This is a genomic window from Bacteroidota bacterium, from assembly GCA_016720935.1.
Taxonomy (GTDB): domain Bacteria; phylum Bacteroidota; class Bacteroidia; order AKYH767-A; family 2013-40CM-41-45; genus JADKJP01.
This window is the reverse complement of sequence record JADKJP010000006.1, coordinates 519501-544837: the sequence shown is the minus strand read 5'-3', so window position 1 is coordinate 544837 and position 25337 is coordinate 519501. Positions and strand designations below refer to the sequence as shown.

21 protein-coding genes are annotated in these 25337 nt (G+C 40.2%); 4 read left to right on the top strand and 17 right to left on the bottom strand.

Annotation, left to right across the window (positions count from 1 at the left end; translation table 11 throughout):
- Positions 1–82 precede the first annotated feature (82 nt).
- The 6 genes from IPP86_10620 to IPP86_10595 form a co-directional block, all read right to left on the bottom strand.
- Positions 83–1360, bottom strand: coding sequence for a HAMP domain-containing histidine kinase (locus IPP86_10620; protein MBL0138969.1), 1278 nt, complete (start codon positions 1358–1360; stop codon positions 83–85).
- Entirely contained in the window at positions 1357–2034 is a 678-nt protein-coding gene (locus tag IPP86_10615) for a response regulator transcription factor (GenBank protein ID MBL0138968.1), read from the bottom strand. The genes IPP86_10620 and IPP86_10615 overlap by 4 nt, the downstream gene beginning before the upstream one ends.
- A 73-nt stretch (positions 2035–2107) precedes the next feature.
- Positions 2108–2572, bottom strand: coding sequence for a pyridoxamine 5'-phosphate oxidase family protein (locus IPP86_10610; GenBank protein ID MBL0138967.1), 465 nt, complete (start codon positions 2570–2572; stop codon positions 2108–2110).
- 277 nt (positions 2573–2849) lie between these two features.
- Positions 2850–3443, bottom strand: a complete 594-nt coding sequence (locus IPP86_10605) for a Crp/Fnr family transcriptional regulator (GenBank protein MBL0138966.1) — start codon at positions 3441–3443, stop codon at positions 2850–2852.
- Positions 3444–3603: 160 nt separating this feature from the next.
- Positions 3604–4734: a 4-hydroxyphenylpyruvate dioxygenase gene (gene hppD / locus IPP86_10600; GenBank protein ID MBL0138965.1), complete on the bottom strand. Its 1131-nt coding sequence runs from the start codon at positions 4732–4734 to the stop codon at positions 3604–3606.
- A 19-nt stretch (positions 4735–4753) separates the two neighbouring features.
- Positions 4754–5941: a homogentisate 1,2-dioxygenase gene (locus IPP86_10595; protein ID MBL0138964.1), complete on the bottom strand. Its 1188-nt coding sequence runs from the start codon at positions 5939–5941 to the stop codon at positions 4754–4756.
- 159 nt (positions 5942–6100) lie between these two features.
- On the opposite strand from IPP86_10595, the gene IPP86_10590 reads away from it, so the two are divergent.
- Positions 6101–7816, top strand: coding sequence for a hypothetical protein (locus IPP86_10590; protein MBL0138963.1), 1716 nt, complete (start codon positions 6101–6103; stop codon positions 7814–7816).
- Here IPP86_10590 and IPP86_10585 read toward each other — a convergent pair whose 3' ends face one another.
- On the bottom strand, positions 7817–8032 hold the full coding sequence (locus tag IPP86_10585; GenBank protein ID MBL0138962.1) for a winged helix-turn-helix transcriptional regulator: 216 nt from the start codon (positions 8030–8032) through the stop codon (positions 7817–7819).
- A 42-nt stretch (positions 8033–8074) separates the two neighbouring features.
- The gene (locus IPP86_10580) at positions 8075–8212 is read right to left on the bottom strand and encodes a hypothetical protein (protein MBL0138961.1); all 138 of its coding nucleotides are present in this window, start codon (positions 8210–8212) and stop codon (positions 8075–8077) included.
- Positions 8213–8466: 254 nt separating this feature from the next.
- Between IPP86_10580 and IPP86_10575 the strand changes: the two genes are divergently transcribed.
- Complete coding sequence (locus IPP86_10575) at positions 8467–9114, top strand: NAD(P)-binding domain-containing protein (protein MBL0138960.1); 648 nt, start codon at positions 8467–8469, stop codon at positions 9112–9114.
- A 102-nt stretch (positions 9115–9216) separates the two neighbouring features.
- Here the strand turns inward: IPP86_10575 and IPP86_10570 are convergent, their stop codons facing one another.
- The 9 genes from IPP86_10570 to IPP86_10530 form a co-directional block, all read right to left on the bottom strand.
- Positions 9217–12513, bottom strand: coding sequence for a vitamin B12-dependent ribonucleotide reductase (locus IPP86_10570; GenBank protein MBL0138959.1), 3297 nt, complete (start codon positions 12511–12513; stop codon positions 9217–9219).
- 366 nt (positions 12514–12879) lie between these two features.
- Positions 12880–13965, bottom strand: a complete 1086-nt coding sequence (locus tag IPP86_10565; protein MBL0138958.1) for a c-type cytochrome — start codon at positions 13963–13965, stop codon at positions 12880–12882.
- Positions 13965–14690: a hypothetical protein gene (locus IPP86_10560; protein MBL0138957.1), complete on the bottom strand. Its 726-nt coding sequence runs from the start codon at positions 14688–14690 to the stop codon at positions 13965–13967. The genes IPP86_10565 and IPP86_10560 overlap by 1 nt, the downstream gene beginning before the upstream one ends.
- Before the next feature lie 209 nt (positions 14691–14899).
- Positions 14900–16204 (bottom strand): cbb3-type cytochrome c oxidase subunit I, encoded by a 1305-nt coding sequence (locus IPP86_10555; GenBank protein ID MBL0138956.1) that lies wholly within the window; start codon positions 16202–16204, stop codon positions 14900–14902.
- Positions 16205–16315: 111 nt separating this feature from the next.
- Positions 16316–17692, bottom strand: coding sequence for a tryptophanase (locus IPP86_10550; protein ID MBL0138955.1), 1377 nt, complete (start codon positions 17690–17692; stop codon positions 16316–16318).
- A gap of 144 nt (positions 17693–17836) precedes the next feature.
- A complete protein-coding gene (locus tag IPP86_10545) occupies positions 17837–19084 on the bottom strand; it encodes a cystathionine gamma-synthase family protein (protein ID MBL0138954.1) in 1248 nt (415 codons plus the stop codon).
- Positions 19085–19106: 22 nt separating this feature from the next.
- Positions 19107–20489 carry a tyrosine phenol-lyase gene (locus IPP86_10540; GenBank protein ID MBL0138953.1) on the bottom strand — a complete coding sequence of 461 codons (1383 nt, stop codon included), beginning with the start codon at positions 20487–20489 and terminating at the stop codon, positions 19107–19109.
- A gap of 83 nt (positions 20490–20572) precedes the next feature.
- Positions 20573–20968 (bottom strand): cytochrome c, encoded by a 396-nt coding sequence (locus IPP86_10535; GenBank protein MBL0138952.1) that lies wholly within the window; start codon positions 20966–20968, stop codon positions 20573–20575.
- Positions 20969–21235: 267 nt separating this feature from the next.
- A complete protein-coding gene (locus tag IPP86_10530; protein MBL0138951.1) occupies positions 21236–22111 on the bottom strand; it encodes a universal stress protein in 876 nt (291 codons plus the stop codon).
- Positions 22112–22308: 197 nt separating this feature from the next.
- On the opposite strand from IPP86_10530, the gene IPP86_10525 reads away from it, so the two are divergent.
- Positions 22309–24228, top strand: coding sequence for a PAS domain S-box protein (locus IPP86_10525; protein ID MBL0138950.1), 1920 nt, complete (start codon positions 22309–22311; stop codon positions 24226–24228).
- Complete coding sequence (locus tag IPP86_10520; protein MBL0138949.1) at positions 24225–25283, top strand: response regulator; 1059 nt, start codon at positions 24225–24227, stop codon at positions 25281–25283. Before IPP86_10525 ends, IPP86_10520 begins: the two co-directional genes overlap by 4 nt.
- Positions 25284–25337 lie beyond the last annotated feature (54 nt).

The window sequence follows — 25337 nt, the reverse complement described above, 5'->3', positions numbered from 1 at the left end:
ATGGCTTGAAAATTTGGACATTTTCATTTAATATAATAAATGATGAAACAAATGTACCGGAACAATCTAAAGGAAATCTGTTCTACCACACAAGTTGTATGGTATGTTTATCTGTTTCATACTGATAAGAAATATTTACAGAACCGGATTTGCATATTTCCCGGACAATTGCCAGCCCAAGACCTGTACCTTCCTCCTTTTTTCCCGACTTTCTGAATCTCTCGAACATTTGCTCCGGCTCAAAATCCGGGGCGTCCCCAGTATTCACAAAAGACGCAAATCCCTGTCTGATGGTGATTTGAATGTCTCCTCCATTGAAATTGTGGCGAATTGAATTTTGAATCAGGTTGGTAAATAGTATTTCAATTAATGTGCTGTCGTGTGTCATTGTTGCTTCTTCATCAATAAACGTGGCCAGCGTCAATGATTTCAGAAGAATTCTATCTTGAAAGCTCTCCAGGACTTTAAGTACTAGCGGTTTCAAATACACTTTCTCTTTCTTTGAAAACTGTTTGTTTTCTATTTTGGAGAGAAGAAGTAGTGCTTTATTAATATGACTTAATTTCAAACACGCGTTATCGATTGACTGCAGTAATTTAACCTGCTCTTCGCGTAGATCCGGTTGCTGGATGAGCAGTTCAATTCTGGATCGAATCACCATGAGTGGAGTCTGCAATTCATGACTGGCATTTTCCGTGAACTGCTTTTGCAAGAGATAATCTTTTTTCAGGCGAACAGACATGGAACGCAGCACCTGGTTCAGATCTTCAAATTCACGTATGTCAGAATGCTCAATGATTAATTCATTTCCACTGGAAAGATTAAAGGCCTTAATTTTATTAATACCAGAGTAAAATGGCTGCCACAAACGACGGGAAATCCAGATATTCACCAATAGAAAACTACCCATCAGGACAACCAGAATTACTATTTCAATGAGCAATACGCTCCACAATAAATCCTCGGATTCAATCATGGATTTTCTTATTGCCAGTTTATAAAGGTTCCCGTTGGAATGAATATAAGTAATTAGCTCACGATGGGGTTCATCCTCTTCTTTCACTCCGGATATTTTATCCCATTCATCTGTATAATAAATTGTATGATAACTATCGTTGCGGTATTCTGTCCGGGGCACTTCGGAAATCTCAACTTCTTCATCCGCATCAAAGATCATATCTTCAGGCAGATGTTTTTTTGACAAAGTAAATTCCACTTTGTTCTTTTCCTTCAATAGTGATTTATCCAGACTTTTTAAAAAGAAAAACTGGATGATTCCAAAAAATAGTCCTGTCAGGACAAGTAATAAAACCAGGAAGACGACCGCATAATAGAGCGTGGCTCTTTGCAGCAGCTTCATTGAACAGAAAATTTATAACCCATACCGTAAACTGTTTCCAAACGATCTTTTCCTCCTTTTTCAAGAATTTTCTTTCTGAGGTTTTTAATATGAGTATAGATAAAATCAAACTCATCAGCCTGATCCATGTCATCACCCCAGAGATGTTCCGCGATTGAATTTTTTGTAACCACGCGATTCTTATTCATTACAAAATAAAGTAAAAGATCGTATTCTTTACGGGTAAGTACCAGATCTTTATTATTTACTTTTACTACTTGAGAGGCCGGGTCAATAAATAAATCCTCAATTTTGATCTCTGTATTTCCTTCAAAATTTTTTCGTCGAATGAGCGCTTTCATTCGGGCACTCAATTCGGAAAGATGAAATGGTTTTGGCAGGTAATCATCACTGCCCAATTCAAGGCCGGCAACTCTGTCATCTACCGATCCTTTGGCTGAAATGATAATGATACCGGATCGGGATTTTGATTGCTTAAGAATTTCTACCAGATCCAGTCCGCTTCCATCAGGAAGGCTGATGTCTATTAAAATACAATCGTAGGCGTAAAGTCCGATTTTTTCTTCAGCAGTATTAAAATCGGGTGCAATCTCACACAGGTATCCTTCTGATTGCAGATACGCATCCATCGATTGAGCTAATTCTTTGTTATCTTCAACGATGAGTACCTTCATAGCCCGTAAAATTAGCAGGCAAATCTATAGAATTTCTGTACTTCGCGCTTACATTTTAGAATGTAAAGTCGATTTATGAAGCTGCCTGACGAAAAGCTATTTCACGATCCCAAATAAGTTTAGTACCAAAGCCGAGGGTATTGTCCGTCATTTTAATCCAATCAATTCGGATGTACCAAAGTTCCGATGGATTAAGTCGGGCAACAGGATATTTTTGAAGATAAATTTTCCTCGCCTGTTGCTGCATTTCGGTTTCCAGAATAAAAGCTTCTCCAGAAAACTGAATACCCTGTAACCGCAACACAGATTGTTCACCATTTAAAATAGTTCCTGATATATGGGAATTCGCGATCATTTCTCTTGAATGTCTGGAATCCCGGGAAGACATAAAATACAACAGGCCTGCGGATTCATCGAAGGCATAAAAAAGTGAACAACAATAAGGAGCACCATCCTGACAGGTGGCTAAAGTTAAAGTTTGATTTTGCGCTATAAACTTTCTTATACGAACATCAATCGGATTCATTTTATCATACATCTCTAATCCTTTTATATTGAAAATCGAATTTGCATTTTATCCGGAATTCTCCAATCAAGAAACTGGCCTATTCCAAAATCATACATTTCTTATACAAAAGAACAAAATGTAAGAGGAAGTGAAACTGATCCACATCATAAATTGAGAAGAATGAAATAAATTTGTAAGAAAAATTTGAAACTTGACAAATTTCTTCCCAAGGCAACTCCCGCATTTATCAAAAAAAAGGAGCATCACCGTTAAAATGATGCTCCTTTTATTTCAACAAATGAGTAAATCAAACTTTCGCGATCTGCTGTAATTTCCGCATGTCCAAAAGACTTATGGTTTTCCCTTTAGCATCTACAATACCCTGTACCTTTAAATCAGAGATTGCTTTTGACACTTGTTCTTTCGTAGTTCCTGCAAGACTGGCAATATCCTGTCGGCTCAGTGTAAGGTTCAGAGTCTTACTATCTCCATTTGCTCCATAAGCTTCGTACATAGCAAGCAATGCATCAGCGACCTTTTCAGGAACAGTCAAGGTAGCCATCTTGAACGCCTTTCGTTCGGTTAATTGCAATTGAAGTTTATAAAACTGCAACAGTTCATAAGCAAATTCAGGATATTTACGAGTCAGATCCTTGAAGGTATCCGCATCCAGAAAGCAGGTGACTGTATCAGTAATCGCGATAGCGGAAACGTGATATTCTGAATTCTCTTCAACCGTATTGTACCCGATGATATCCCCTTCACGCGCGAAACGTAGGATGATTTCCTGGCCTTTGTTATCGGATTTATAAATCTTTACTTTCCCTTCTTCAACGAAATAGATTCCCCTGGCCTGATTACCTTCCATCAGTATTCTTTGTCCTGCAACAAACCTGCACATTTTTTTAGATGTGGAAATAACATCCAGGCATTCAGTGCTGCAATTTCGCAAAACAGAACAATCTTTAACTTTGCAATCTCCACAGTGAATAAATTCAGCCGTGGAAACTGCAGTTTTTCGGGATAAGGGGGGGATCTCGTTTTTCATTTAAACAGGGGGCTTATAAAGTTCCTCTTCTGGCCTGCTCCGCTTCAATAGATTCGAACAAGGCCTGAAAGTTACCCTTTCCAAATGAGGTTGCTCCTTCTCTTTGAATTATTTCATAAAACAAAGTCGGGCGATCTTCAACCGGACGGGTAAATATCTGCAATAAATAACCTTCGTCATCACGATCGGCCATAATGCCAAGTCGTTTTAATGTTGCCAGGTCTTCTTTTATCGTTCCTACACGTTCCGGAACCGTATCATAATAAGTGCCAGGTACATACAGGAATTCCACGCCGCGCTGACGCATTTGAGTAACGGTTTCAATGATGTTATCAGTAGCAACAGCGATGTGTTGACAACCGGCTCCTTCATAGAAATCAAGGTACTCTTCAATCTGGCTTTTCTTTTTGCCCATCGCGGGTTCATTGATCGGGAATTTAATTCGTCCATTCCCATTCATCATCACCTTACTCATCAGGGCAGTATATTCCGTTGAAATATCCTTATCATCGAAGGTAATAAGATTTCTGAAACCTAAAACATCTTCATAAAATCTGGCCCAGGTATTCATTTGTCCCAATTCAACATTTCCAACACAATGATCGACGTATTTCAATCCAATCTCTGTAGGGTTGTATTCTGATTCCCATTTCACAAAAGATGGCAAAAACAAGCCTTTATAATTTCGTCTTTCTACAAACATATGGATCGTCTCACCATAAGTATAGATACCGGCACGTTTTACATAACCATCATCGTCCTTTTCGATAGTTGGTTCAAGATAAGGTTTTGCGCCCCGCTTTACAGTTTCATTGAAGGATTTCTCCGCATCATCTACCAGGAAAGCGATCACTTTTACACCGTCACCATGCTTTTTGATATGTTCAGAAACAGGTGACTGACTATTCAAAGGTGTGGTGAGTACAAGTGTAATCTTTCCCTGGCGGAGCACATAAGATGTTCTGTCACGCAAACCGCTTTCTAATCCTGCATAAGCGAGTGACTGGAATCCAAAAGCTGTTTTGTAATAATGTGCAGCCTGTTTTGCATTGCCAACATAAAATTCGATGTAATCGGTTCCCTGGATGGGAAGGAAATCCTCTGTAATTTTAGGTTCCGCTTTTTTTGTTGTTTGTGTTTCCATTGGTGATGAGTATGATTTTTTAATTTATGGATTCTGTTTTAACATTTTTTGGATTTTCAAGCCATGACAAATAATATTCCGGCACTTGCAATTCGATCGCGGTTTGAGTAATCATGACCGGATGAAAAGGATCAATCATCACTGCTAACTCTTTCGTTTCTTTCTGTCCAATACTTCTTTCAATCGCACCCGGATGAGGTCCATGAGGAATACCGGCAGGATGCAGAGTCAACTGTCCCTTTTGAATATTGTTTCTGCTCATGAAATTTCCATCCACGTAATACAAAATTTCATCGGAATCAATATTGCTATGGTGATAAGGCGCAGGAATTGCCTGTGGATGATAATCGTACAAACGAGGAACGAATGAACAAATCACAAAATTATTTCCTTCGAATGTCTGGTGAATTGGTGGTGGCATATGAATTCTGCCGGTCAATGGTTCAAAATTATGAATTGAAAATGCATACGGATAATGATAGCCATCCCAACCCACTAAATCGAAAGGATGCGAAGCATATACGTAGGGGAAAATTGTTCCTTTCTTTTTGATCAAAACTGTAAACTCTCCTTCTTCCGGATGAGTTTCCAGATCTACCGGTCGGCGAATATCTCTTTCGCAGAAAGGAGAATGTTCCAGCATTTGTCCGTAATCATTTCTATATCTCCTCGGAGTTGTGATCGGACCATGCGATTCAACAAACAAAAATCTGTTATCATCAGTTTTAAAATTCAACTGGTATACAGTTCCCCTGGGAATGATCAGATAATCTCCATATTCGAAATCAACGTTACCATACATGGTATGCAGTGTTCCTTCACCCTTGTGAATGAATATCATTTCATCCGCGTCCGCGTTTTTGAAAAAATACTCCATCTTTCCTTTTGGTGCCGCGAGTCCAATCTGCATGTCATTGTTAACCATCAGGACTTTCCTGCTTTTCAAATAATCAGATTCAGCAGGTATCTCAAATCCCTGGAAACTCAAACTGCGCATGTTGTTTTCAACAGCGACTTTTGGCTGAACTGAATATGGTTCACCGGTGCGTAAAACTCTTGTTGGCGGGTGCAAATGATACACCAGCGAAGACAGTCCGCTAAATCCCTGCGTACCTACCAATTCCTCGTGGTAAAGACTTCCATTTTCCTGACGGTAAACAATGTGGCGTTTAGCAGGAATTTTTCCCATTTGATGATAAAAAGGCATATTTTTTCCAGGTTTTTATATTATTCGAATTTATTTAAATCACTTTTTTCTCATCATGACATTTATCATTGATTACCCTGACACAAATCATGATAAAGCTTGCCTCCAAAATTGACATTGGGTGTGCCCAGATCCTGCTTTTTAAGGATTGGTACATCCATGATGAAAAAATCAAATACCATTGAATCATTGTTAGAATCTGAAGATCTTGTTCAGTTCAGAACTTCTTATTTGAATTTTGAAAATTATACCAATCAGCAACTTTCAGCACTAATTGAGAAACTCCGAGCGAAGAGTATAACCAAGCTGAAGGTTTTGATGGAATATCATGATCTGCTTTTATTTTGTTTAGCACATCCCAGGTCCGAAGAATTACGTAGTAAATTCTATGGAGAACTTGAAAGAATTTCAGAAAAAGTTAAGGAAGTATATTCTTCTTCTTCTCACAAAAACAAAGTGACACTGAGCGGATCCGGAATTTCTGGTTCCGCGATGACCGGTTCCTTCAGTTTTGAATTGGTACAATGGCTCAATAAAGAATTTCCAAATTCAGTGAAAATTGACGGTGTCGACAACTCAGATATTTTTGCTCCTGAAATTCTCAGGTTTGGTTTGCTTCCGATTGAAACAGATTTGTCGGAAAAAAAAGATCTTCCACTTAATAAATGGCTGACACTTTCTTTAGGCAATGAGAATAAAAGACTCGAACAAATCCTTTCACTTTTCGATTCCATGAAAATGTCACAGGATTTGCGGGACTATTTGTATGATTCCCTGAAATTATTCATTGATGTTGATCACAATGACAAAAAACTTTCGAGAACATTTGGACACATTCAGGGAGGAACGCATTTTTATCAAAAGGAAGAATTCATAAAAAAACCGGATTTCAAATTACTTCTGCAAGATACTTCACTCAATAAACTATATCTGAATCCGGAGGAGAAACAAGAATACGTTGATACAGCAAGGATCGCTTTGTGTACTCTTTTTCGTGAAACTGACCCGGTAACTTTTGCGGATGTAGAAGGAACAGAAGTATATTCACCGGGTCGAGGATTAACCATCGCTTTGTATTCTCTTCGCGCTAACCGACGACTGCCTCTGGATGCATATGTAGGATATATGGCTTTCAAAAACGGATTACCATGCGCATATGGTGGCGGATGGATTTTCAGGCATAAGTCTAAAATCGGAATAAATATTTTTCCACCTTACCGGGGAGGTGAATCAGCCTGGATCTATTCTCAGATTATCAGGTTGTATCATCATCGCTTTAACGCAAATGTATTCGAAGCAGAACCCTACCAGATTGGCAAAAACAATCCGGAAGGAATCCAGTCAGGAGCGTTTTGGTTTTACTACAGACTGGGTTTTCGTCCGGTCCAAAATGACCTGTATGAACTGGCCAATTCGGAATGGAAAAATATTTCTGCAGATAAAAAGTACAGAACGAGTTCGAATACTCTGAAGAAACTCGCGAATTCAAATTTACGGCTGGATGCTCTCAATCCGGGAAATAAAATTGCATCAACGCCACTTGATGCCCAAGGAATGGGGAATCAGGTTACACAATTGATCAGAGATAAATTCAAAGGAAACCGAAAAGAAGCGGAATCAACTTTTCAGAAATATCTGAATAAAGCTTGTCCGGAATTAAAGAGTACTTCTAAAACACCGGAAGAAAAAAACAGTCAACAATTGCTTCTTCCATTATCCTATCTCCTGAGCATTCACACAAGGATTCTTGAGGAAAACAAAAAGGATTTCATGAAATGGACAATAAGTAAAAGCGGAGAATCCGAAAGTAATTTCATTGAATGTACCCAAAAACTGGAGAAATATTTCATGCAATTGGATAAAATGAAACTCTGATCATTTTTTAGAAAGAGATTTCTTTCGATTCACTTCTACCATTTGTCCTTCATCTTTTGTCTTTTTGCGACCCCATGCTGCCATTTCTTCTACCAAGGGAAGCAGTGATTTTCCATGTGCCGTCAGGCTGTATTCCACTCTGGGTGGCACTTCTGCGAAAACAGTACGTTCAACTAATCCATCAGATTCCAGTTGGCGCAATGTCAAACTCAGCATCTTTTCCGTGATATCAGGAATGTGTTTTTTCAATTCTCCAAATCACTTCTTGTCTTTACGGAGATACCAGATAACAACTGTTTTCCATTTCCCTCCGATGTAATTCATGGTTACATCCAAAGCACAGTGAAATGTTTGTCCATGAAGCTTCAGCTCGTATTCTTTTCCGTTAACTATCATTTTTAAAAAATTAATTCGTTATGAATCAGGAATTCAGCTATTTCTGTTAGATACTATCATTTTTGACAGCTATTAACTATTCAATAGTATGGTGTACTTTTGTGGGGTAAAGGTAGGGAAAATGAGTGTGGGTGTGGGATTTTAGATTTTAGATTGCAGATTTTAGATTGCAGATTTTAGATTTTAGATTTTAGGGAGCGAATTTAATATAGTGTACTTTTAAATTGATTCATAAACTAAAAAAAATATACAACATGAAATATTCAGTATTTGGAACAGGAGCAGTGGGGACTACCATTGCGGGAAAATTAATCGAAAATGGTCATGAGGTCATGATGGGTTCGAGAACCGATAGCAATGAAAAAGGTGTTGCGTGGGTTCAAAGCGCCGGCGGTAAGGGCAAATTGGGAACTTTCGCGGACGCAGCTAAATTCTCGGACATCATTTTTAATTGTGTAAAAGGAGATGCCAGTCTTGAAGTCATGAAACTTGCAGGCGCGGAGAATCTGAAAGGGAAAATCATTATTGACATTTCAAACCCCTTGGATTTCTCCAAAGGCTTTCCTCCTACCCTAACCGTATGCAATATGGATTCTGTTGGTGAGCAAATTCAACGCACATATCCTGATGCATTTGTGGTAAAAACACTGAACACAACCAATTGCAAAGTTATGGTGAATCCGGCGTTGGTTCCGGGAGATCACGATTTGTTTCTTTCAGGAAATGACAACAACGCGAAAACCAAAGTGAGAACGGTTTTGGAAAAAGAATTCGGATGGAAACACATCATTGATCTTGGTGATATTACCACGGCTCGTGGTACAGAAATGCTGCTTCCAATCTGGGTACGATTGTATGGCGCACTGCAAACACCAAATTTCAATTTTCACATTGTAAAATAATTTTCAGGTTAAACCTCTTTTCATTCTTCAACAAATACTGATTCAAAAAAAAATGGCCCGAAACAAATTGTCCGGGCCATTTTTCAGTCAAACAAACAATTTTTAACTACAACCCAGACTTGTACCACAGTTCAGGCACTTATAGCAGGAGCCTGAACGAATGGTGATATGTCCGCAATTGGAACAAACAGGAGCGTCACCCATCATGCTGCTGAGATACTGATTGGTTTGATCAGCACTCACCTCGGGACTCAATTCATGCTTTACAACTGATTCCTTTGTATGAACAACCGGATTGGGAGCCGGATTTGCAACATTCTTTACCGGTTTAATTTGCACAAGGTCTTCCCTACCCAGATATTCCAGCGCTAACAAACGGAAAATGTAATCGATCACAGAAGTGGAAGTCTTGATATTTGGATGATCCACTGGTCCGGATGGCTCAAAGCGTGTGAAAATAAATTTCTCCACAAATTCTTCCAGCGGAACACCGTATTGCAAACCGATCGAAACAGAAATCGCGAAACAATTCATCAATGAACGGAAGGATGCTCCTTCTTTGTGCATGTCGATGAAGATTTCACCAAGAGTACCGTCACCGTATTCACCTGTCCGTACAAAAACGGTATGTCCGCCAAGTTTTGCCTTTTGCGTAAACCCGCCACGTTTATCCGGCAAACGTTTGCGGTGAACGATGTTGCTGAGCTGACGTTTGAATTTGGTATCCGATGATTCATTGATAATTCTTCTTGCGGCTTCAAGGACTTGTTCGGCAGAAAGCGGTTCATTGGAAATGATGTTTTCCACTTTGGTTTCAGCTCCTTCCTTAGTAGAAGATTCTTTCTTTTTGGAAGATGTTGCCAGTGGCTGAGACAACTTACATCCGTCACGATACAAAGCTGTTGCTTTTAAACCGAGCTTCCAACTTAAATCATAACATTTCTTTACATCTTCTTTTGTAGACTCATTTGGAAGATTGATGGTTTTTGAAATAGCTCCTGAAATGAATGGCTGAACAGCAGCCATCATACGAATATGTCCGAATGGCTGAATGAAACGTTGTCCGGTATTACCACATCTGTTCGCGCAATCAAAAACAGGAAGATCTTTATCCTTCAGGTAAGGAGCGCCTTCAACTGTCATGGTACCGCATACATACACGTTAGCTTCTTCAATTTGCTCCTCTGTAAATCCAAGGTGATGCAGGAGATTGAATCCAGGTTTAGATTCGACTTCATTGTTGATGCAAAGACGATTCATACAGGCTTCTCCCAATGTCCAGCGATTGAAAATAAAACGAATATCAAAAGCACCGGCGGATGCTTTTTCAAGATTTGAAATATCTTCTTTGGTGAATCCCTTTGCTTTCAGTGTTTCTACATTGATTGTAGGAGCACCATGGAAACTGCCGCTTCCTTTGGCATAATTGACAATCTCTTTAATCTGTGTTTTTGTATAACCGAGATTATGAAGCGCGCCGGGCACGCTTTGATTCACAATTTTAAAATAACCTCCACCACTGAGTTTTTTGAATTTCACCAAGGCGAAATCCGGTTCAACGCCGGTGGTATCACAATCCATCACCAGACCAATCGTTCCTGTTGGAGCGATCACACTCACTTGCGCGTTTCTGAAACCATGCAATTCACCCAGCTGTAACGCTTCATCCCAGGACTTGCAGGCAGCGCTTAAAAGATAATCCGGACAATTTTTTGCATCGATTCCTTCCGGTTTGATTTCAAGTCCTTCGTAGGCTTCATTCGCATGATAGGCCGCGTAGCGATGATTACGGATGACACGCAACATGTGCTCCCGGTTTTTCTCATATTGTTTGAATGCGCCCAATTGCATTGCCATTTCAGCGGATGCTTTGTAAGCTGTACCGGTCATAATCGCTGTAATTGCTGCACCTATCGCGCGTGCTTCATCACTGTCGTACGGAATCCCTGAGAACATGAGTAAAGAACCAAGATTGGCATAACCCAGACCGAGTGTTCTGTATTCATAACTCTTTTCAGCGACCTCTTTTGATGGGAACTGCGCCATGAGCACGGAGATCTCCAGTACAACTGTCCAGAGACGGCAAGCATGCTGATAAGCGCTTACATTGAATTGCAGTGTATCCTCATCAAAGAATTTACGAAGATTCAGCGAAGCAAGATTGCAGGCAGTATCATCGAGGAACATGTATTCGGAACACGGGTTTGAAGCCCTTATTTTCCCGCCTTCCGGACAAGTATGCCATTCATTGATAGTTGAATCATACTGAACGCCGGGATCAGCGCAGCGCCAGGCAGCGTAAGCAATATCATCCCATAGTTTACGAGCTGAAACAGAATCCGTCACACGCCCATCCGATCTTGCGATCAGATCCCAATTGCGGTTTTCATCAACGGCTTTAAAAAACTTGTTGGGGATACGTACAGAGTTATTGGAATTTTGTCCGGATACAGTCGCATAAGCTTCTCCTTCATAATCGGAAGAATAACCTGCTGCAATCAACGCAGCCACTTTATTCTCCTCTTCCACTTTCCAATGCACGAATTTTTCTATCTCCGGATGATCCAGATCGAGACAAACCATCTTAGCGGCACGTCGTGTTGTTCCACCGGATTTGATTGCTCCGGCGGCACGATCACCGATTTTCAGGAATGACATTAATCCGGATGAATAACCACCACCGCTGAGTTTTTCATTTTCTCCTCTGATAGATGAGAAATTCGATCCTACTCCGCTACCATATTTGAAGATTCTTGCTTCACGCACCCAAAGATCCATGATGCCTCCGGGATTCACCAGGTCATCATCCACCGAAAGGATAAAGCATGCATGCGGTTGTGGTCTTTCGTATGCGGAATGTGATACATGAACTTTTTCCGTTTGCGGGTCCACATAATAATGACCCTGACTTGTTCCTTTGATACCATATGTATTGAACAATCCGGTATTGAACCATTGAGGTGAATTTGGAGCGGCGTATTGCCCGATGATCATAAAGACCAATTCGTCATAAAAGACTTGTGCATCTTTATCTGTTTCAAAGTAACCGTGGTTTTTTCCCCACTCCATCCAGCATTCCGCCATTCTGTGCGCAACCTGTTTGATGGAATGTTCTCCACCCAGACTTCCATCCTGTTGGGGGACACCCGTTTTCCGAAAATATTTCTGAGCCAGAATATCCGTTGCCACCTGCGACCATGTTCCGGGAACTTCCACATTATGCATTTCAAAAACCGCATCTCCCTGCGGGTTTCGAATCACAGAACTTCTTTTTTCATAAGCAAACTGGTCGAAAGGAGAAACCGTGTCTTCAGTAAAATAGCGGGTAAATTTCAGGCCTTTAGAATTTGATTTCATATCGTCGGACTGGTTTTTTCCAGCTTTGTTTTTTTCTTTCATTGTAATCAGTATTTGAACCACGAAGAAATTCCCTTCCCACACGCCATCATATGACTAAAATCATTAAGAAAAATAAGTAATTCAGAATCGTATGTGCAAAATTATTTGAGGTTTGGTGAAAAGTAATTTTTCGTATTTGAAATTGTATTGTGAAATAATCAATTCAACATATCCTTCAAATAGAATTCGCGAAGTTGAAACCTAATGAAAAATGAAATATTTTTTTGCTCTAAATTATTTTCAAAATAAAGTTAATGATTTATTCTAAGATATCCCGGCAGAAAACATCTCTTTCTCCTTTTATAATAAAGAAAGGAGAGCAGTATTAACCACTCCCCTTTTGAAATAAAATAAATAACTATAAGATCAAAACGGACTAATATATTCCGGATTGTGGATCACAGATGTATCCGTAAATGTTTTCAGGAATGCGATTAGGTCAGCCTTGTCCTGTGCACTGAGCATGAGTCCATATTCCTTGAAAGGTTTGGTCATGATGGGGTCGATGTTTGGAGAATTCCAATGGACTCCGGAATTATAGAATTCGATTACTTCTTCCAGTGTCTGGAACCTTCCATCGTGCATGTAAGGCGCGGTAAGTTCAATATTTCTCAATGTTGGCGCGCTGAATTTTCCGAGATCTGTTGGGCGGCCAGTGACATTGATATAACCGCGATTTTCTCCTGTGAACACAGTATCCAGACCATTATTGGTCATGACGTTGTTGGTGAGTAATGGAGTGCCGTGACAATGGAAACAATCACCTGCTTCAGTATAATAGATTGTGCTGCCGTGCATTTCTTCAGGAGTAAAGGCAGTCTGATGACGCATTACTCTGTCGTATTTTGAGCTGTCGGAAATAATGGTCCTTACAAATTGAATAATAGCGTAAGAGGTTTTTAATTTCAGCTCATCAGAAGAAATAGCACCAACATCCTTAACATTGAATGCTTCATAAAAATAACGAGGGTACAAAGGATGCGCTTTGATTCTTGCAACAATTGTATCCATATTCGGATCAAAAAATTCCGGGGTAAAATCTCCCAGTGGAACGTGATCCATATGAGCAACTTGTCCGTACCATTCAAAATCGGTATTCCATGCCAGATTGATCAGCGGTGGTACACTAATAGATTCTCCTCCGCTTGTGATGAACAGTGGAGTGGAATACGATTTGTCAGGATGATGGCAGGAGGAACAGGATCTTCCATTCATCGAAAGAATATCATCATAAAACAACATTCTCCCAAGACGAATTCCTTCAACGGTTGTTGGATTAAAATCCGGGATGACCGGAGTTGTCCAACCGGTTGGAACTCGTAAGGTGTAAGGCGTAGGAGTATAAGGAGTTTCCGGAGTGGGTGTTTCCTCAGCATCTTTTTTGCAGGAAACAGAGCTGATGCCCGCGATCAACAACATCAGCGCAAAGGATAAATAGAGTGTCTTTTTCATCACTTAATTTTTAATACATCTGCACCATTCATCATTAATTTTTCCATCGCCATCATGCTGCTCATAGAATAATTTCCGTCCATATTAAAATCATAAACAGACGGATTTTTGAACCATTCGTTCATGTTCATTTCTATATTCAAAGTATTGACTCCATCTCCAATAGTAATGGGTGCAAACAATTTTCCGTTCACCAGATAATTGTTTGTCCCGATATGCATGGCGAAGCCGAATGTGCTCCCGCTGTCGACAAAATGTCCTTCAAATTTCAGGAAGTGATACCCTCCTCCCATTCCATCTGGCCATTCCATATTCTGATTATCGGTTGTAACCGGTAATGAATAAGATTGATTGGTGGCGGAATCGAGTCCGATGCAATAAGCCAATCCGATGTAGGATCCTTTTGCAACTGAACCGATATCCAGGTTTCCGAGTGTAGGTCGGGAGCCGTCGATAAACCGATAATCCAGTATTTTCACTTCTGAACTATCTGATTTAATCAGGCGGACATTTGAAAGATAATACCATACGCGTGATATTGCATAATTGTAACCAGCTTCATTTGTATAAAGAAGCGAATCGAAATACAAAGTATTCGCATCCACAGCATGACTGATCTGAATATTTAATGTGGATGGTTCCGGAGTGGGTGTAGTTTCTTCGTCTTTCTTACAAGAACTAAAAACAAGCACCAGGGAGAGAGTAACAAGAAGATACGTTTTCATAATTACAGAATTATCGCAGAATATAAATAAACGATAATAATGCAAGGTTGTAAATGACTGGGGTCAGGTTATGTGGTATGAATTATGAATTTTGAATTTTGAATTTTTAGTTATGAGTTCTGAGTTTTCAGCTTTGGGCTCCTAGATAGGAGTTTAGTTTGGTCTATTTATATTTGAATTTAAACAGATTGCAAACTATTCACTCTTCATCATTTACTCTTCGTCATCACAACTGATTTGATAATTAGAATCATTCCAATTAAAAATAGCAAGCCAGAAATTGCAATTGCATAAAACCATGGAATTTGGCGGGCGAGAATATCCTGGTGTGTGAGCTGGCCCTGGGAAAGTGATTTTATAAATCCTGCCATTAATAATGAAAACCAAAAAATAATCAATGAAATATTACAGATCCAAAAACCGGATGATACTTTTAATGTTTTTTGAATACCGGAATAATTTTCACGGATATATATTAAAGAAGCCAGAAGAATCATGGTATTGATTCCGATGGTTGTTCCCATGGCGTGAGCGACAGTAAAATGTGTTCCGTGGGTGTGCAAATTTATCGCGGGAACCGAAAGCAGAATTGCCAGGATAAGGTTGAGAAAAATCCAGATATCCGCCGCGGATAAAAACCGGAAAGCATTGATATTTCCAAAACGATTGATTTCTGAAACTGTACTACGCCATTGATAAATAATATTACCAAGGATTAAAAGTTCTGTCATACTTATAATATAGGACACATCCCTGATCCAGGTAGAAGCAGGTACTATATAAGTATGATGTCCCCAGTTGAACATCAGATTTGTCAAACCGAGAAAGAAGAAAAAGAATGTTTTTCGGGCAAATACAACACTGGTTTTACCACTTATTTTTTCCATGAGGTAAAATGCCGTTCCATAAACCATCATATTCCAGGAGCCAACCATTGAACCCAATGCTTTCCATTGTATTGTCGTATCCCTTACAATATTGTCACGGAAGTAAGGAATAATCCAAAGCTGGGACTCCAGAAAAGTGAACGCGAAAAATATCAGTCCGACAGACCACATCCATAAATAGATTGGCCATTTGCCAATATATTTTCTGACAGTGGAGAAATAATTTACCAGAAATACGATCCAATACGATAGGATGAGGAGTCCAAGTACCGGAGGAAATTCCAGGTATTCTCTGCCACCAAAAATTCCGGAAAAATATCCGGCTGATATCAGGAGGATAGTAATGACCAGCAAACTGTAATGCAACCAACCCAGCTTGAGAGAATACAATGGTTGTTTTACAATTCTGGGTAAATAATAATAAATACCACCCGAAGCGGCTGTAAAAATCCAGGTAATAACAAGTGAAACGTGCAATGGACGTAAACGTGTGAAAGGAAATGAATCCTTCATCCAAAGCGGTATTACATATTGGATCCCACCGGCCAATCCAAACAAAAGTCCGGCAAGCAAACAAACCATCGCTGTGATGAGGAATGTTTTCGCAAGCTTGTCGGATTTTTCCATAGACATAATCGGCGAAATACCGTAAATTAATTATACAGCATCATGATAATTCTCACTTTCAAATTTGTGAAAATGCATAAATCAAAATAAGTCCCGATTCTAGTGCAAATATCAGATCAATTCAAATTGCGCGGTGAAATGACGGAGGAAATGCGGCTCGTGAGTAATTCTTAATCCTCGTGCAGAATCTTTTGCCTTAATTACTTCATCAAAAACCTCTATAACAAAATCGATATGACTTTGCGTATACACACGACGAGGAATAGCCAAACGTACCAATTCCATCGGAGCAGGAATTAATTTACCCTTGTCATCGTATTTCCCGAACATGACAGAACCAACCTCCACACAACGGATACCTCCCATTTTGTACAATTCACACACTAGTGCTTGTCCGGGATAATGTTCAACTGGAATATTCGGATAAAATCCTTTCGCGTCAATATACACAGCATGTCCACCGACCGGATAAATCAGCGGTACACCTTTTTTGTATAATGCTTCGCCCAGATAAGTTGTGCTCCTGATCCGGTAATGCAGGTATGCGGGATCAAAGACTTCTTCCAGACCTATAGCGATTGCTTCCATGTCTCTGCCAGACAATCCACCGTATGTTGCATATCCCTCTGTAATAATGAGCAATTGCGTACAGGCATCCGATAAATCCTTACTACGCAGGGAAAGGAATCCGCCCATGTTTACAAGTCCATCCTTTTTCGCGCTCATGATACAGGCATCAGCATAGGAACACATTTCCTGCGCGATTTCTTTGAAGGTTCTGTCTTTAAAACCCTCTTCCCTGTCGTGAATGAAGTAGGCATTCTCCGCGATGCGACACATGTCCAGGATAAACAGAATATTTTCTTCGTGACATATCTTTCCAACTTCCCGCGCATTTTGCATACTCACCGGCTGACCTCCCCCGCTGTTGTTGGTGACAGTCAAAATTACTCCGGCAATATTTTTTGCTCCCAGTTCTCGAATCAGTTCTTTTAATTTTACCACATCCATATTTCCTTTGAAAGGATGATGCGCGGAAAAATCTTTTGCTTCAAGAATTGGAATATCGTACGCGAGAGCGCCGGAGAATTCAATATTGGCACGTGTCGTATCGAAATGGGTATTGCTGATAAAATATTTTCCTTCTCCACCGAGATGGCTATACAAAATCCGCTCCGCTGCCCTACCCTGATGCGTTGGCAAAATGTATGGCATGCCGGTGAGATCATGCACGACTTTTTCAAATTTTGTCCAGCTCCTTGCTCCCGCATAGGATTCATCTCCTGCCATCATCCCTGCCCATTGATTCTGACTCATCGCGGATGTTCCGCTATCCGTCAGAAAATCGATAAGCACTTGTTCACTCTTGAGGAGAAATGGATTGTAATGTGCTTCTTCCAAAAATTCCTTTCGCTGAGCTTCTGTAGTTACCGATAATGGTTCCACCATTTTTATGCGGAAGGGTTCGAATATGGTTTTGAAATGCATGGATGGATTTTAGATTGTAGATTTCTGATTGTAGATTTCTGATTGTAGATTGTAGATTGTAGATTTTAGAATTACGTCGGTGGCTATTTCCCTAGTGTTCAACTCATAACTCATAACTAATAACTAATAACTAATAACTAACAACTAAGCTCCTTCAAGTGCCTGCTGTATATCCCAAATAATATCATCCGGATATTCTACGCCGATGGAGAGGCGGATTAATTTTTCTGAGATGGCGAGGCGATCGCGGTCTTCCTTGGAGACATCGCAATGGGTCATTGTAGCAGGATGTTCTGCTAATGATTCAGTACTGCCCAGACTTACCGCCAATTTGATCAGACGAAGGTGATTGAGAAAATCAAAAGCTTCCGCTTCTCCTCCTTTGATATCAAAGGACACCATCGCGCCGGGATTCAGGCATTGGCGTTTGTAGATTTCGTGCTGAGGATCATTCTCTTTAATCAAACCGAGATAATAAACCTTTTCAACTTTGGGATGCTTTGAGAGAAAGTCAGCGACTTTCATCGCGTTCTTACTTTGCGTTTCCATTCGCACCTTTAATGTTTCAAGACTACGCATCAGGAGCCAGCCTGTCCATGGTCCGGCCATGTTACCCAGAAAAGTCCTGAGAGTTTTTATTCGCTTCATCAGTTCAAAGGAACCCAGGCAAGCACCGGCAATCACATCACTGTGCCCACCAATGTATTTTGTGGCGGAATACAATACCAGATCGGCTCCATGTTGCAACGGATGTTGCCATAGCGGACCCATATAGGTATTGTCAACAGCAAGAGGAATTTTTCTTGCAGGGGTAGAAAATTTCGCGGCGATACGTGCGCACAATTCCATATCGATAAGAGAATTGGTGGGATTCGCCGGAGTTTCAATGTAAACCAATCCCAGCTTGTCTTTCTTTCCACTCTTTTCAATCATGGATTCGATGTCCTTCTCTGAATGTCCGGCATGAAAGGCGATGCTTGTAATTCCAAGTCGGCTTAATACCTGATGAATAAAATGATCCGTTCCGCCATAGAGCGGAGAACTGTAAAGCAGAAGATCTCCGGGTGATAAAAATTCCATCAGCACAGTGGTGATTGCGGCGAGACCGCTTTCAAACACAGCGCAATCATCGGCTTTATCCCAGAGTGTAAGTCTGTTCTCCAGAATTTCCAGATCCGGATTATTGATTCGCGAGTAGATTAATCCGAGTTTTTCAGTCTTCCCTTTTTCACGGAGACCATAGGCCACTTCAAAGAACGCCTTTCCATCTTCCGCTGACTTAAAAACAAATGTTGATGTTTGAAAGATTGGGCATTTTAATGCGCCTTCTGACCATTCCGGTTTATAACCGAATGACATCATCAGGCTTTCGGGTTTGAATTGTCTTTCCATTTTATTTGTCTTACGTCTTAAACTATAAAGGCTTGAATTTCGCCTGGAAGAAACGGAGATACTGAGGCTCAAATGTCATTTTCAAGCCTTTGATCTTTTTTCTTCTTAAGAATACTTCATTAACAGATTCCGCGACAACATCCATGTGTGCCTGTGTATAGACACGACGCGGGATTGTAAGTCGAACCAATTCCAGTTCCGGGTAATAGTGGTCGCCGGTTTCCTTATTTCTTCCGGCGGAAACAATCCCTCTTTCCATTGTGCGCACACCTGAATCGAGATAAATTTCTGCAGCAAGTGTTTGCGCAGGAAACTGTGTTTGTTTCAGATGAGGCAAAAATCTTTTTGCATCGATAAAAATTCCATGTCCGCCGATTGGGATAACGATCGGAATTCCCATGTCCAACAATTGATGACCGAGATATTCCACCTGTCCGATGCGGGCACGAATATGATCGTCTTGCACTGATTCTGAAATACCGATAGCCATCGCTTCCATATCGCGTCCGGCTAAACCGCCATACGTGTGCAAACCTTCATATACCACTACCAGGTTGCTGGCTTCGTCGTACAATTTTTTATCGTTCAATGCCAGGAAGCCACCGATATTGACCAGCGCGTCTTTTTTCGCGCTCATCGTCGCGCCATCTGTGAGCGAACAAATTTCTTTTACAATCTCTGCAACTGATTTATTCGCATATCCTTTTTCGCGGACCTTTATGAAATAAGCGTTTTCAGCGACACGTGTCATGTCGTGAATAATTTTTATTTTATGCTTATTTGTATAAGCTCTCAGTTCCTTCAGATTCGCCATCGATACCGGTTGTCCGCCGGCCATATTCACTGAAGTCGCGAGCGACACATAAGATATTTTCTTAGCACCGTGCTGACGAACAAGGGCATCGAGTTTACTGATGTCCACATTTCCTTTGAATGGATGTTCACTTAGTGAATCATGAGCTTCATCGATAATGATATCCGCGAAAGTTCCGCCGGCAAGTTCCTGGTGAAGACGAGTGGTGGTGAAATACATATTTCCGGGAATGATATCTCCCGGTTTGATCATTATTTTTGAAATGATGTTCTCTGCTCCTCTTCCCTGGTGAGTAGGTACTACATGACGGTAACCATAATACTTCCGGATTGCTGCTTCGAGATGATAAAAATTTTCGCTACCCGCGTAGGCTTCGTCACCGGTCATCATTCCCGCCCATTGGCGATCAGACATAGCAGATGTACCGCTATCTGTCAGCAAATCGATGTACACATCTTTTGAATGGAGCAGGAACGTATTGTAACCGGCTTTTCCCAAAGCAACTTTTCTTTCTTCACGGCTGGTCATGTGCACCAGCTCTACCATTTTTATTTTATAGGGCTCGGCCCAGGATCTTTTTGATTTTTTCATTATGGAATTAATTTCTTCAATGAATTTGTTTAATATTTAATGTTAAGCTGAAAACTATTTTGATTCATTTTATTTGGCAATTATCATCGTACAGCTATTGGGGATCCACTGTATTTTCCTGCAAGCGCGATTTGATCGACATATTTCAGGTATTCGATGACATCAGCGACTTCCTGCTGTTGCAGGTGCAGGTTTGGCATTCTAGGGCTGCCACTTATGAGGAACGCATTTGCAAGAATTTCCCCTTTGCCTTGTTGCGACATGGTTGTCGTAAGCTCAGGACCGAGATAACCACCCAGACCAAAAATCTGATGACAAGCGGCACAATTGTATTTCTGATAAACGAGCTTTCCTCTTTGAGCAGCTTCATCAGGGTGTATGGTGATTGCGGGTCCTGCGGTTCCTGCCGTATATACCCATAAGGAATACAAGAGGTAACAAACAGATAAGCTCAATAAAACAATCGCTTTGTTCTTCATTCTCACAATTTCTTTCCCTTTAAATAAAAATGAACAATTGATTCCGGGAGGAATCCTGAAGAGAATTGTTCAGTTTAGCTCAACGTTGAAGAGAATTTTCCGGAAACTTTCCGCGAATGGATAGACCACACTAATTACTGATAAAACCAACGCGAAAATGATTGAAGAAAAATGAACATTTCTCTTGTTGTATTGCTCAGGGATAAAATGAACTTGCAGTAATGATTCCCCTATCCTTTTTCATCCGAAGGTTGGTTTTTGACGATCTCAAAACAAAGGTGTACCGCCGACATTGTGTGCATGAAATGCGAGAAGCGGGATATGAGTATGGTAGGCAAGCTTGCGTGTCAAACTCTTACTGGTCAGTTTGTCAAAGAAATTTCTTTTCCGCATGGAAACAGAAAGAATATCCACATCATTTTCCATGATAAACTGATCAAGAGCTTCTATTGTGTTTTTGCCGGAAATCAGATTAAACAAAAACTGATCGTACGGAATATTAGTATTCACCTGCCCTTTAAACCATTCAAGCATCCTGCTTTCCATTTTGCTATCCTGGTTATCGTCTACATGCAGAATTACAATTTCAGCATTGAATGGTTTCATTATTTCAGCCAACAAATAGATGGACTGAAAATCATTGTCGGCATAATTGGTCGCGAATACTACTTTTTTAGGAACTTTAAAATGAGATTCAGCTGGTATAGCTAAAACCGGACAATGACACTTTTCAATTACATCCGCAGTATTGCTGCCGATTAATATTTCGGTCATTCCGCTGGCTCCTTTTGTACCCATTACTACCAGATCAATTTTCTGCTCCTTCACTACATCTATAATCTCTTCAACAGCAAAACCGATGGTTGTTACATTTTCAATTTCAACCTGTCCAAAGTTTTTTTCAATTTCTTTTTTGAGTAAATTCAAATGATTTAATGAATCTTTTTCCAGGCTAACCGGATCTACAGCCATGATTACTTCATTCGCTGACACAACGGGAAGATGTGTCGAATGAAACAAAACTATTTTGCTATCCAGGGTTTTGGCCAGGTTGCATGCATAATCCGTTGCATTCTTCGCATTCGAAGAAAAGTCTGTGGGCACAAGAATTTTTCGAATTGGGTTTATATTAAAATTTTTCATGGATATACGAATTCGAAGTATGTTTCAAATCTACCTTCAACATTCCCATGTCTATATGACAGAAGTCATTACCAGGTTTGATCTTCATCAGGCGTTAAATGTTAATATGTCAAACATTTGAATGTCTTTTAGTATTTGTCAGGAATTTCTAAATTTGAAAGAAATTATCCATCACCAGTTTTATTGGTACAACTTTTATGTTTAAAAAAGTTCAGTTTTTCGGGTTGGCTTTGAGCTTGATTATCTTCGGATTAACTTGTTTTGCGCCCCGGGCACTTCACCTTGAGTTTGTTTATTCTCTCATTGTACTCATGACGATCTGGTCGCCAGGTAACCGAACGACTTTTGATGCGAGCGTATTGCTTTCCGGCATGATCATTCTCGGATACTTCATCAATTTCCGAAAGAATCCTTCGGAAACGGAAGATGTTGTAACCAATATTCTGCCCTTACTTTTTATTTGGGCCTTCACGTTTGCCATCATCAAATATAAGGAGTCACAGGAAAAGCTTCTAAAAAGCACACAGCATTTGGACGCGATGTTCAAGCATGCGACTGAAGGTATTATCATCAGTAATAAAAAGGGTGAAATCGTGATGGCTAATCCCAGGTCCCTTGAGCAATTCGGATATAAGGATATTGGTTTGGTCGGAAAACAAATCGAGCTGCTAATTCCTGACCGCTTCACTCCAAGGCATGGCCATTACCGCAATGAGTATTATGACGAATTGCACAACCGGCCAATGGGGAAAGGTCTCAGTTTGTTTGCTAAACGAAGGGATTCCACCGAATTCCCTGTTGAAATCAGTTTAAGTTCTTTTAAAATCAAAGACCAACTTTACGTCATCAGTTTTATCATTGATATCACAGAAAGAAAAAAGCAGGAAGACATCATTAACCAGGTCAATGAGGAACTTGAAGGAAGAGTAGAAATGCGAACGAAGGAGCTTGCGGAAGCCAATTATACCCTGGCAGAAGTGAATTCTAGTTTGCAGGAGGAGATGGAGGTCAGGGCAAAAGTGGAAGATGCCTTGCGGGATAGCCAGCGATTGTACAGTACGATTGCGAGAAATTTTCCGAACGGAATGATCTGTGTGATCGACAAATCAATGAGAACAGTGTTCATTGATGGTAAGGAATTGCAGGAATTGAATCTCAAGCGTGACGAACTCACCGGAATGCCGGTTGGATCACTACCCTTCTGGAAAGGTGAACCTATGGTTTCAGATCAAATGCAGAAAGTGTTCAACTGGGAAAGTATTTCTCTTGATTTTGAACACAATGAACGGAACTACAGTATGATTTCTGTGCCATTACCAGATGCCAAAGGCTTTGTAAAAGAAGCATTGATTGTAGTACAAAATATTACAGAGCTTAAAAACGCGGAGAAAGAAATCCTCTTATCATTAGAAAAGGAGAAATCGCTTAATGAAATGAAATCCAAATTCGTGTCCATTGCATCGCATGAATTTCGGACTCCATTAAGTACGATATTATCCTCTGTTTCACTTTTAGAAAAGTATAATAAACCCGAAGAATCCGAGAAAAGGGCAAAACACATTGACCGTGTAAAATCGTCTGTAAAAAACCTGACTGAAATTCTCAATGATTTCCTGAGTCTTGAGAAACTCGAAGGAGGCAATATCGAGGCACACCCCAGCGAATTTGATTTGGTTAATTTTTCAGAGGACGTAAAAGAAGAGCTTCAGATCGTCGCAAAACCGGGCCAAATCATCAATTACAAGCATGAAGGCCAGATTCGTGAAGTAAATCTGGACAAACAGGTACTTCGGAATATTTGCTTTAACCTTTTAAATAATGCCATAAAATATTCACAGGAAGGCAAGGAAATCGATTTTACCACCATTATTGGTGATCAAATAATTGTTAAAGTGACAGATCACGGTATCGGGATTCCGGCAGAAGACCAGGAGCACCTTTTTGAGCGATTTTTCAGGGCTGCTAATGTTACTGCCATCCAGGGAACCGGTTTGGGCTTAAATATTGTGCGCAGATATGTGCAATTATTGAAAGGAAACATAGAATTTAGCAGCGAAATCAATAAAGGTACTACCTTTACCGTCAAAATTCCATTGAACACTAGCACAGCAGTATGAAAAAGATATTACTTATAGAAGACAACAAGGATATGCGGGAAAACATCTCCGAAATCCTCGAACTTGCCAATTACTCGGTTGTAACGGCTCCAAATGGCCGTATTGGGGTTGAATTAGCCGGTAAAGAAACTCCTGATTTAATTATTTGCGATATCATGATGCCCGATCTGGATGGTTATGGGGTATTGTATTTATTGAGCAAGAATCCGGCAACATCAGGAATTCCGTTTATTTTCCTTACAGCAAAAGCCGAAAAATCGGATATGCGAAAAGGTATGAGCATGGGTGCTGATGATTATCTGACGAAACCTTTTGAAGAAATGGAGCTGCTGAATGCGGTAGAAGCTCGTTTACGCAAAAATGAAATTTTCAAAAAGGAATTCAATAAAAATGTCGAAGGACTGAATGAGTTCCTTGCAAAAGCCAAAGGTCTCGAGGAATTGAGCAAACTTTCTTCCGAGAGAAAAATACATCATTTCAAGAAAAAAGAAATGATCTATATGGAAGGTGATGAGCCCAATGGAATCGTATTCATCAACAAGGGAAAAGTAAAAACCTTTAAAACAAATGAAGATGGTAAGGAATTTATCACTTCTATTCAAAATGAAGGTGATTTTATCGGATACATTGATTTGATTGAAAATACAGAATACCGTGAATCCGCTGAAGCACTTGAAGAGGCGGAAATCTGCATTATCCCAAAACAGGATTTTTTCTCTCTCTTGTATTCTAACCGTGATGTCGCGGCGAAGTTCATCAAACTGCTCAGCAATAACCTCCAGGAAATGGAAGAGAAACTGATCAACCTGGCCTACAACTCTGTAAGGAAACGAGTCGCTGACGCGCTGATTTCTCTGCAGAATCAATTTGTGCATCATGGGGACAAATCTCTTGTTTTCTCTGTTTCAAGGGAGGATCTGGCAAGTATGGTGGGTACAGCTACAGAATCTGTCATCCGTACGCTTTCTGATTTTAAGGAAGAAAAACTCATTGATATCCGTGATAAGAATATTTATATCCTGAACCCGGATAAATTAACAAGGATGAAGAACTAAAGCTCTACTACTCTTTTGGAAAAAAACCGGTTTTCACTCGAAACCGGTTTTTTC